The following is a 10,179-nucleotide window of genomic DNA, read 5'->3' as shown; positions in this document are numbered from 1 at the left end:
GTTACGGCGGTCATGGCGGAGGGGAAACGCCCGGCAACATTCCGAACCCGGAAGCTAAGCCCTCCAGCGCCGATGGTACTGCACTCGGGAGGGTGTGGGAGAGTAGGACACCGCCGGACAATCTTCCCATTCAGGGCCACCCCACACGGGGTGGCCCTGAATTGCGTCCCCCCGGGGGAAAGCGCCAGACCGGCCGCAAAGCCGGCCCCGGACGCGCGTGAGCGATGGGCCGCCCCCACCCGATTGCCGGCACCGCACCGGCTAGCCATACGCCTGCCACTTCCCTGAACTGCCGAACCAAGCCGCCACTCCCCCGCGGTGGCGGTACCGAGGTGCTCCGGATCCAGCCACTTCCCCGGACTGGCGAGTCGGCCCGCCACTTCCCCGAAGTGGCGGTGGCGAGGTGCGGCGGATCCAGCCAGTTCCCCGAGGTGGCGAACCGGCTCACCACTTCCCCGAAGTGGCGGTGGCGAGGTGCGGATCCAGCCACTTCCCCCGAGGTGGCGAACCGGCCCACCACTTCCCCGGAATGGTGACAACGGACGGCCCGGCATCCAGCCACCTCCCCGAACAGGAGGGCTGGGCCGCCATTGCCCCGGAACTGGGGCATGGGAGGGGACAGAGGGCCGCCGATACGGCGACGTGCGGGGGACGGGGCAAGGCGTGTGTGGGCGCCTCGCCGTACCGGCGTGGACGAGTCAGCGCCGAGGTCGCGGGTCAGCGGCTCTGGACGGACTCGCGGATGTCGCGGAACAGCGCTGCCGCGTCGTCGACCCGGCGGCCCGGGAACATGCCCATCACCACGCTGCCGTGGTCGGCCCACCCGCACACCGCGAAGTCGCCGCCGTCGCCGCTGGTCGTACCGCACTTCATCACGCCACCCAGGCGGCCCGCGTCCACCTCGCGCAGCCCGGCGACCCGGCCGGTCTCGTCGGCCATCAGGCCGAACAGGGTGTCCAGGTCGCGTTCGGGCTGCCAGAGCAGCGTGGTGCCGCCGAACAGCAGCACCGAACGCTTGGCGTCCCCGCGGTCGGAGTAGACGGCGCCGAAGCCGCGGTCCAGCTCGATGTCGGCGGCCAGTCCGTCGCGCAGGTAGTCGGCGGTGCTGCGGGCCCGCTCGCTGTCGTCCCGGACCAGCCCGGCCACCTCGGCCGGCTGGTCGAGCGTGGTGTCCTTCTGCTGGAGCACCCGCCAGCCGCCCAGCCCGAGCGCACCGGCGCCGGCCAGGCCCGCCGCGAGCAGCGCGGCCAGGACGATCTTCCGGCGCCGCGAGACGGGACGGCGTTCGGGCTCCTGCGCGGGATCGCGGCGGCTCAGCTCGATCGGCTCTTCGGTCAGCTCGACCGGATCGGAACCCCCGTCGACCGGGCGCTCGGTGAGATGCGCGTCGGACATGACCGCCACCGTACGCGAATCACAGGTGGTGCACGTCGGGTCCCCGAAAGCGCTCCGTAGACTTTCAGGGTGACCGAGAGACTGGATGCCCGACGCCCCGACGCCCCGACCCTCGCCGGCCAGTACCAGCCCGGCGAGGTAGAGCAGCGACGGTACGAGCAGTGGGTAGCCGGCGGGCACTTCCGGGCGTCGGCGGACAGCGAGAAGCCGCCGTTCACCATCGTCATCCCGCCGCCGAACGTCACCGGCTCGCTGCACATGGGTCACGCCTTCGAGCACACCCTCATGGACGCGCTCACCCGGCGCAAGAAGATGCAGGGGCACGAGGCGCTCTGGCTGCCGGGCATGGACCACGCCGGCATCGCCACCCAGAACCTGGTCGAGCGGCAGCTCGCCGGTGAGGGGCTGTCCCGCCACGACCTCGGGCGGGAGAAGTTCGTCGAGCGGGTCTGGCAGTGGAAGGCCGAGTCCGGCGGCGCGATCCTCGGCCAGATGCGCCGCCTCGGCGACGCGGTCGACTGGGACCGCGAGCGGTTCACCATGGACGAGGGCCTGTCCCGGGCCGTGCAGACCATGTTCAAGAAGCTCTTCGACGACGGGCTCATCTACCGGGCCAACCGGATCATCAACTGGTGCCCGCGCTGCCTCACCGCGCTGTCCGACATCGAGGTGGAGCACACCGACGACGAGGGTGAGCTGGTCTCGATCCGCTACGGCGACGAGGTCGTGGTGGCGACCACCCGCGCGGAGACGATGCTCGGCGACACCGCGGTGGCGGTGCACCCGGACGACGAGCGCTACCGGCACCTGATCGGCACCGAGGTGGAGCTGCCGCTCACCGACCGGCGGATCCCGATCGTCGCCGACGAGCACGTCGACCCGAGTTTCGGCACCGGCATGGTCAAGGTGACCCCGGCGCACGACCCGAACGACTTCGAGATCGGCCAGCGGCACGACCTGCCCTCGCTGACGATCATGGACGAGCGCGGCGTCATCACCGCGCCCGGCCCGTTCGAGGGCCTGGACCGGTACGAGGCCCGCCCGGCGATCGTCGCGGCGCTGCGTGAGCAGGGCCGGATCGTGGCCGAGAAGCGGCCGTACCTGCACGCGGTGGGGCACTGCTCGCGGTGCAAGACGACTGTCGAGCCGCGGCTGTCGTTGCAGTGGTTCGTCAACACCGCGCCGCTGGCCAAGGCCGCCGGTGACGCGGTGCGCGACGGCCGGGTGAAGATCGAGCCGGCCGAGTTGGCCAAGCGCTACTTCGCCTGGGTCGACAACATGCACGACTGGTGCATCTCCCGCCAGCTCTGGTGGGGTCACCGCATCCCCGTCTGGTACGGCCCGGACGGCGAGATCGTCTGCGTCGGCCCGGACGAGGAGCCGCCGACCGGCGAGGGCTGGCGGCAGGACGAGGACGTGCTGGACACCTGGTTCTCCAGCGGCCTGTGGCCGTTCTCCACGCTCGGCTGGCCGGAGCAGACCCCGGACCTGGCGAAGTTCTACCCGACCAGCGTGCTGGTCACCGGCTACGACATCCTGTTCTTCTGGGTCGCCCGGATGATGATGTTCGGCCTGTACGCGATGGACGGCGTGCAGCCGTTCGACGTGGTGGCGCTGCACGGCATGGTCCGCGACGAGCACGGCAAGAAGATGTCGAAGTCGTTCGGCAACGTGGTGGACCCGCTGGACTGGATCGACCGCTTCGGCGCCGACGCCACCCGGTTCACGCTGGCCCGGGGCGCAAACCCCGGCCAGGACGTGCCGGTCAGCGAGGAGTGGTGCCAGGGCTCCCGCAACTTCTGCAACAAGCTCTGGAACGCCACCCGGTTCGCGTTGCTCAACGGCGCGCACACCGACGGCCCGCTGCCGGACGCCGGTGACCTCTCCACCGTCGACAGGTGGATCCTGTCCCGGCTGGCGCACGTCACCGCCGAGGTCGACGAGCAGTTCGAGGCGTACGAGTTCGCGAAGGTCTGCGACCTGCTCTACCACTTCGCGTGGGACGACGTCTGCGACTGGTACGTGGAGCTGAGCAAGCCGGTGCTGGCCGAGGGCGGCTCCGCCGCCGACGCCACCCGCCGGGTGCTCGGGCACGTGCTGGACCAGCTCCTACGGCTGCTGCACCCGGTCATCCCGTTCGTCACCGACGAGCTGTGGGCCGCGCTCAGCGGCGGCGAGACCGTGCTGACGGCGTCCTGGCCGGTCGCCGACCGTACCCTGATCGACGACGCCGCGGAGGGCGAGGTCGGCACCCTGCAGCGGGTGGTGACCGAGGTCCGGCGGTTCCGCTCGGACCAGGGGCTGCGGCCGACCCAGCGGGTCGCCGCCCGGCTCGACGGCCTGGCCGGCGCGGGCATCGCGGCGCACGAACCGCTGGTCCGCTCGCTGGCCCGGCTGGACGCGCCCGGCGACGACTTCCGGGCGAGCGCCACGCTGGCGATGCCCGGCGCGGTGAGCGTCGCGCTCGACACGCGCGGCTCGATCGACGTGGCCGCCGAGCGCGCCCGGCTCACCAAGGACCGGGCGGCGGCCGAGAAGGAGGCCACCCAGGCGCGGGCGAAGCTGGACAATCCGGCGTTCGTCGGCAAGGCGCCCGAGCCGGTGGTGGCGAAGATCCGCGAGCGGCTGGCGGTGGCCGAGGCGGACCTGGTCCGGATCGACGCCGCCCTGGAGGCGCTTTCCTCGTGAACGACCGCACCGAGTTCGCCGAGGTGGAGGCCGCGCTCAACGCGCGCGGCTTCACCCGGATGCACTTCGAGCTGGAGAAGATCGAGACCCTGCTCGACCTGCTGGGCAGCCCGCAGCGCGCGTACCCGTCGATCCACCTGACCGGCACCAACGGCAAGACCTCGACGGCCCGGATGATCGACTCGCTGCTGCGGGCGTTCGGGCTGCACACCGGCCGCTACACCAGCCCGCACCTGGAGACCGTGCGGGAGCGGATCAGCCTGGACGGCGAGCCGGTGAGCGAGGACCGGTTCGTGTCCACGTACCGCGAGATCGCGCCGCTGGCCGAACTCGTCGACCAGCGGTTCGCGGAGCCGCTGACGTACTTCGACATGACCACGGCGCTGGCGTTCGCCACGTTCGCCGACGCCCCGGTGGACGTGGCGGTGGTGGAGGTCGGGCTCGGCGGCGCGGAGGACGCGACGAACGTGATCCAGGCCGGCGTCGCCGTGATCACCCCGATCGGGCTGGACCACACCGAGTGGCTCGGCGACACGATCGAGGACATCGCGCTGCACAAGGCGGGCATCATCCACCCCGGCGCCACCGTCATCGCGGCGGCGCAGGAGGAGGAGGCGGCCCGCCCGATCCTGGAACGCTGCGCCGAGGTCAACGCCACTGTCGCGCGCGAGGGCGCCGAGTTCGGCGTGCTGCGCCGGGCGGTCGCGGTCGGCGGCCAGGTGCTGACCATCCAGGGCCTGGGCGGGGTGTACGAGGAGATCTTCATCCCGCTGCACGGCGCGCACCAGGCGCAGAACGCTGCGGTGGCGCTGGCCGCCGTGGAGGCGTTCCTCGGCGCCGGGGCCCGGCGGCAGCTCGACATCGAGGCGGTCCGCGAGGGCTTCGCCGCGACGAGTTCGCCGGGCCGGCTGGAGCGGGTGCGTAGCGCCCCGACGGTGCTGCTCGACGGCGCGCACAACCCGCACGGGATGGCCGCCACCGTCGCCGCCGTGCAGGAGGAGTTCGCGTTCAGCAAGCTCGTCGGCGTGCTGGCGGTGCTCGGCGACAAGGACGCGGCGAGCCTGCTCGAACTGCTCGAACCGGTACTCGACTCGATCGTGGTCGCGGAGAACAGCTCGGCCCGGGCGATGCCGGTGGACGAGCTGGCCGCGCTGGCGCGGGAGATCTTCGGGCCGGAGCGGGTGCAGGTGGCCCGGGAGATGCCCGACGCCATCGAGGCGGCGGTGGCGGAGGCCGAGTCGGACGTGCCGGGCGAGCTGTCCGGGGTGGGCGTGCTGGTCACCGGATCGGTGGTGACAGTGGCCGACGCCCGCCGGCTGCTCAAGCGATGACCGGCCCGCAGCGCCCGACCGGTCCACAGCGCCCGACCGGCCCGGAGCATCCGGCCGGCCCGGAGCCGCGTCCGGACGCCGGGCCGCAGGCGACCGGTCCGGAGCAGCCCGACGGCGTCCGCCGGTCCGGGCTGCGGAACCCGGACAAGGCGGTACGCGGGCTCGGCGCCGGCACCATGTCGCTGGAGGCGCTGGTGCTGCTGCTGGCCATCCAGCCGATCCGGGTGGTCGGCGGTGACCTGAGCGGCGCGGCGATCGGCGCGATCGTGGCGCTGGCGGTCGCCTGTGTGGTGCTCGCCGGGATGATGCGCCGCCCGTGGGCGTGGCACGCCGGCACCGTGATCCAGGGCCTGCTGCTGCTCTCCGGGCTGCTGCACTGGTCGCTGTTCGCGCTCGGGGTGATGTTCGCGCTGGTGTGGGCGTACGCGCTGCACGTGCGGCGGGTCATCCTCGGCTGAGGACGGCCCGCCGCGTACGGCTCAGGCGTCGGCGAGCGTGCGCCACTGCGTCAGCGCGACGCCGTGGCCGTCGGGGTCGCGGAAGGCCGCCGCCCACACCTCCAGCTTGGTGCCCCGGTTGACCACGCGCGGGGCGTACGTGAACCGGACGCCGGAGTCGCGCAGCCGCTCGTACGCCCCCTGGATGTCGTCCACCTCCAGGTTGACGTGCACCAGGCGGCGGCTGATCGGGGCGGCACCGGTCACCCGGCGCAGCACCAGCCGGGTCGGGCCGGAGGAGAGCACGGCGTTGCCCTCGCCCCGGTCCAGCTCGTCGAAGCCGAGTTCGCGGTAGAAGTCGAGGGACCGGTCCAGGTCGGCGACGAGCAGCGTGATGCCGACGCCGCTGATCGGGCTGGCCAGCTCGTCCGGTTCGGCCGTGCCGGCCGGGCCGAAGATCGCCTCGTCCAGCTCCTCGGCGGTCGGCGGCGCGTCGGAGCGCCGCGGCGCGTCCGCGGGGTCGTCCAGCGGCAGGTCGATCGGGTCGGGCCCGGTGTCGGCCGGCGCGGTGCCGGTCGGTCGGGTGTCGGTCGGTCGGGTGTCGGCCGGCCCGCTGTCGACGAGCACGGTCTCGACCGGCACCGTGTCGGGCGGCTCCTCGGCCGGCGAACGGGGCGCCGGGGCGCGGCGGGGGAGCGGGCCGGGGCCGGCCGTGCGGTCGGCCCGTTCGACGAGCTGCCCCTCCAGCACCACCGGGCCGCCGGGGCTCTGGTGCAGCACCACCGGCTCGCGGTCGTCGGCCCGGGGTGGCACGTCGTCCAGGTACGGGTCCGGCGCGGGCGGGTAGTCGTCGCGGAAGTCGTCCTCCGGCGCGCGCCCGGCCCACGGCGGCGCCTCCTGCGCGATCAGCGGCTCGTCCAGCGGATCCGGCTCGGCGGCGTACTCGGGCGGCAGGTCGGCGACCGCGGCGGCGCTCTCCGCGTGCGTGGGCACCTCGTCCCAGAGCACGCGCACGTGCCGCTGGTCGTCGAGCGCCACCCGGACCGGCAGCGCCTGGCCCAGCGAGGGCCACTTGGCGACCGGCACCCGAGGCTCGATGATCTTCTTGGAGCGGGGCGGCAGGCCGGGCGCGTCGATGACCAGTTGCAGCTCGCACCGGCCGAACGCGTACTGGGTGGGTGGTTCGGAGGCGCTGTGCACGTGCCCCAGGCCGATCACCCAGGTGCGGCCGCCCCCGCGTACCGTGGCCAGGGCGATCGCCAGCACCAGCAGCGCGACCCCGAGCGCCACGATGGCCCAGCTGGTCATGCCGAGCCCGAACACGGTCACGAAGGTGGCGACGGTGCCCAGCACCGCCCCGATCAGTTTGCGTACCGGCGCGATCGTGCGGTTCCCGCCATTCGCCACAGTGGACCTCCCAGGGGTTCCAGGGCCAGGCTAGGCCGCCGCGGCGGGCCAGGGAAGACGCAGCCGCCGCGCCGGCGCCGGGACCGGGTCGCTACGCTGACCGTACCCAGCCGAACCCCGTTTGAGTGCGCAGGAGGAACCCAGCGTGTCCAGCAGCAGCCCGGACGAGCGGACGCTCGTACTGATCAAGCCCGACGCGGTGCGCCGCGGTCTGGTGGGCGAGATCCTGTCCCGTTTCGAGCGCAAGGGCCTGCGGATCGACGCGATGGTGAGCCGGACCATGGACGGCGACTTCGCCGACCAGCACTACGCGGAGCACGTCGAGAAGCCGTTCTACCCGCCGCTGAAGACGTTCATGACCAGCGGCCCGCTGGTGGCGCTGGTGCTCTCCGGCGACCAGGTGATCGAGGTGGTGCGCGCGATGATCGGCAGCACCGACGGCCGCAAGGCCGCCGCCGGCACCATCCGCGGTGACCTGTCGCTGTCGAACCGGGAGAACCTGGTGCACGCCTCCGACTCGGCGGACAGCGCCAAGCGCGAGATCGCGCTCTGGTTCCCCGAGATGGCCTGACCGACACGCCGACGGCCCCGGCCCGCTCCTGGCGGGACCGGGGCCGTCGTGCGTCAGCCGTCAGACCGACGCCGGCGGCTGCGTCCGGCAGGTCACCGCGACCCGGTTCCACACGTTGATGGTGGCGATCGCCACCACCAGGTCGGCCAGCTCCTTCTCCGACCACACCTTCGCCGCCGCGTCCCAGACGTCGTCCGGCACGCCGTGCTCGCCGAGCCGGGTCACCGCGTCGGTGAGGGCCAGCGCGGCCCGCTCCCGCTCGTCGAAGAACGGGGCCTCGCGCCACGCCGCGACCGCGAACAGCCGGCGGCTGTCCTCACCGGCCGCCAGCGCCTCGCGGCTGTGCATGTCCACGCAGAACGCGCAGCCGTTGAGCATCGACGCCCGGAGCTTCACCAGCTCCAGCACGGTGTGGTCCACGTTCGTCCGGACGTACTTCTCCAGGCCCAGCACGGCCTGGTACGCCTCGGGTGCCACCGCCGCCATGTCCATCCGGCTCATCGCCGCCTCCTCGTTTGTTGGGGTACGCGCACAGGACGGGGCACGACGGGCGCGGCGTGACGCGCTGGCGGTGTGACGGTGGTCATGACCGGGCCGACAACAGTCGTTGACGTTCCGGTCACCTCGACCGGAGTTCCCGGCCACCTGCGGCCGGTAGACCGGGCTGGCGACACTGCCGAGACCGGGAGAACCCATGACGCACATCGATCGACGTACCCTGCTCCGCGCCGGCCTGGTCGCCGGGGCCGGAGTCGCCGGCGGCGCGCTGCTCGGCGCGCCCGGCGCGCCCGCCGCGCCCGGCCTGCGGCCCGGCGGCCGGCCGCTGCTCACCCACGGCGTGCAGAGCGGCGACGTGACCGCCGACTCGGCGCTGGTCTGGACCCGCGCGGACCGGCCCGGCCGGATGCTGGTCGAGGTGAGCCGCCGGCCGGACCTGCGCGGCGCCCGCCTGGTGCGCGGCCCGGTGGTCGACCCGACCGGCGACTTCACCGGCAAGGTCCGCCTGCGCGGCCTGCCCGCGGGGGAGCGGCTGCACTACCGGGTACGGGTGGAGAGCCTGGACCGGCACGGCCTGTGCAGCGAGCCGCTGACCGGCTCGTTCGCCACCGCCCCCCGGCGGCACCAGCGGCGTGACGTGCGGTTCGTGTGGACCGGCGACATCGTCGGGCAGGGCTGGGGAATCAGCCCCGACTTCGACGGCCTGGCGATCTTCCGGGCCATGCGGGAGCGCCGTCCGGACTTCTTCCTGTGCAGCGGTGACACCGTGTACGCCGACGGGCCGCTGGCCGAGAGCGTGGTCCTGCCGGACGGCCGCACCTGGCGCAACCTGGTGACGCCGGAGAAGAGCAAGGTGGCCGAGACGCTCGCCGAGTACCGGGGGCAGTTCGCGTACAACCTGCTCGACGAGCACCTGCGGGCGTTCGCCGCCGAGGTGCCGCAGATCAACCAGTGGGACGACCACGAGGTGGTCAACAACTGGTACCCGGGGGAGATCCTGACCGACGAGCGGTACGGAGAGAAGCGGGTGGACGTGCTCGCCGCCCGGGCCCGGCAGGCGTTCCACGAGTGGCTGCCGGTGCCGGCCGGCGGGCCGATGTACCGCAAGTTGTCGTACGGGCCGCTGCTGGACGTGTTCGTGCTGGACATGCGCACCTACAAGGACCCGAACGACGGCAACACGTACGCCGACCGCAATCGCGGGCTGCTCGGCAAGGCGCAGCGGGAGTGGCTGATCCGGGAACTGCGCGCGTCCCGCGCCACCTGGAAGGTGATCGCCAACGACCTGCCGATCGGCGTGGTGGTGCCGGACGGATCCACCGCGCAGGAGGGTGTCGCGCAGGGCGATCACGGCGCGCCGGCCGGCCGGGAGCTGGAGTTCGCCGAGGTGCTGCGCGCCTCACACCGGGCCGGGGTGACCGGGCTGGTGTTCCTCACCGCCGACGTGCACTACACCGCCGCCCACCACTACGACCCGGCGCGCGCCGCGGTGCGTGACTTCAGCCCGTTCTGGGAGTTCGTCTCCGGCCCGGCGCACGCCGGCGCGTTCGGCCCGAACGCGCTCGACGGCACGTTCGGCCCGAAGGCGGTCTTCGTGCACGCCCCGCCGCGCGCCAACACCTCCCCGGCCGAGGGCTTCCAGCACTTCGGCGAGGTGACCGTCGACGGCCCGTCGGCGGCCCTGACGGTCCACCTGCGCGACCGTTCCGGCGCCTCCCTCTGGACCACCACCCTCCCGGCCCCGTCGCGTCCCGCCTGACACCCGGCCCGACCTCGTCGATCATGAGGTTGGCGGCGATGTGGATCTCCGATTCCGCCGTCAACTTCATGATCGACGGGGTCGGGCCGGGTG

The 10,179-nt window shown here is 73.1% G+C and carries 8 protein-coding genes and 1 rRNA gene; 6 read left to right on the top strand and 3 right to left on the bottom strand.

The features are described 5' to 3' along the window. Positions 1 to 2 precede the first annotated feature (2 nt). Positions 3 to 119, top strand: a 5S ribosomal RNA gene (gene rrf, locus EAD96_RS28410). Positions 120 to 717: 598 nt separating this feature from the next. Here rrf and EAD96_RS28405 read toward each other — a convergent pair. After that, positions 718 to 1,395 carry a hypothetical protein gene (locus tag EAD96_RS28405; RefSeq protein WP_121686400.1) on the bottom strand — a complete coding sequence of 226 codons (678 nt, stop codon included), beginning with the start codon at positions 1,393 to 1,395 and terminating at the stop codon, positions 718 to 720. 69 nt (positions 1,396 to 1,464) lie between these two features. Between EAD96_RS28405 and EAD96_RS28400 the strand changes: the two genes are divergently transcribed. Genes EAD96_RS28400 through EAD96_RS28390 form a run of 3 tightly spaced genes read left to right on the top strand, consistent with a single transcriptional unit; the run spans position 1,465 to position 5,872 of the window. Further along, complete coding sequence (locus EAD96_RS28400; RefSeq protein WP_121686399.1) at positions 1,465 to 4,083, top strand: valine--tRNA ligase; 2,619 nt, start codon at positions 1,465 to 1,467, stop codon at positions 4,081 to 4,083. Beyond that, a complete protein-coding gene (locus tag EAD96_RS28395) occupies positions 4,080 to 5,414 on the top strand; it encodes a folylpolyglutamate synthase/dihydrofolate synthase family protein (RefSeq protein WP_120573612.1) in 1,335 nt (444 codons plus the stop codon). The genes EAD96_RS28400 and EAD96_RS28395 overlap by 4 nt, the downstream gene beginning before the upstream one ends. Next, a complete protein-coding gene (locus tag EAD96_RS28390) occupies positions 5,411 to 5,872 on the top strand; it encodes a DUF4233 domain-containing protein (RefSeq protein WP_121686398.1) in 462 nt (153 codons plus the stop codon). Before EAD96_RS28395 ends, EAD96_RS28390 begins: the two co-directional genes overlap by 4 nt. Before the next feature lie 21 nt (positions 5,873 to 5,893). Here EAD96_RS28390 and EAD96_RS28385 read toward each other — a convergent pair whose 3' ends face one another. Then, a complete protein-coding gene (locus EAD96_RS28385; protein WP_121686397.1) occupies positions 5,894 to 7,258 on the bottom strand; it encodes a VOC family protein in 1,365 nt (454 codons plus the stop codon). A 145-nt stretch (positions 7,259 to 7,403) separates the two neighbouring features. Here EAD96_RS28385 and ndk point away from each other — a divergent pair, with 145 nt between their 5' ends. Then, positions 7,404 to 7,829: a nucleoside-diphosphate kinase gene (ndk, locus tag EAD96_RS28380; RefSeq protein WP_121686396.1), complete on the top strand. Its 426-nt coding sequence runs from the start codon at positions 7,404 to 7,406 to the stop codon at positions 7,827 to 7,829. A gap of 60 nt (positions 7,830 to 7,889) precedes the next feature. Here the strand turns inward: ndk and EAD96_RS28375 are convergent, their stop codons facing one another. Continuing rightward, positions 7,890 to 8,330 (bottom strand): carboxymuconolactone decarboxylase family protein, encoded by a 441-nt coding sequence (locus tag EAD96_RS28375; RefSeq protein ID WP_121686395.1) that lies wholly within the window; start codon positions 8,328 to 8,330, stop codon positions 7,890 to 7,892. Positions 8,331 to 8,523: 193 nt separating this feature from the next. On the opposite strand from EAD96_RS28375, the gene EAD96_RS28370 reads away from it, so the two are divergent. After that, on the top strand, positions 8,524 to 10,086 hold the full coding sequence (locus EAD96_RS28370) for an alkaline phosphatase (RefSeq protein WP_121686394.1): 1,563 nt from the start codon (positions 8,524 to 8,526) through the stop codon (positions 10,084 to 10,086). The last annotated feature ends 93 nt before the right edge of the window (positions 10,087 to 10,179 follow it).

This window comes from Micromonospora sp. BL1 (assembly GCF_003667485.1).
Taxonomy (GTDB): Bacteria; Actinomycetota; Actinomycetes; order Mycobacteriales; family Micromonosporaceae; genus Micromonospora; species Micromonospora tulbaghiae.
Note: the sequence above shows the minus strand (reverse complement) of the source record. Positions and strands in the feature narration are given on the sequence as shown.

Coding starts and splice junctions, on each gene's coding strand:
- EAD96_RS28405 (WP_121686400.1), bottom strand. CDS start 1,395: ATGTCCGACGCGCATCTCACCGAGCGCCCGGTCGACGGGGGTTCCGAT.
- EAD96_RS28390 (WP_121686398.1), top strand. CDS start 5,411: ATGACCGGCCCGCAGCGCCCGACCGGTCCACAGCGCCCGACCGGCCCG.
- EAD96_RS28375 (WP_121686395.1), bottom strand. CDS start 8,330: ATGAGCCGGATGGACATGGCGGCGGTGGCACCCGAGGCGTACCAGGCC.
- EAD96_RS28370 (WP_121686394.1), top strand. CDS start 8,524: ATGACGCACATCGATCGACGTACCCTGCTCCGCGCCGGCCTGGTCGCC.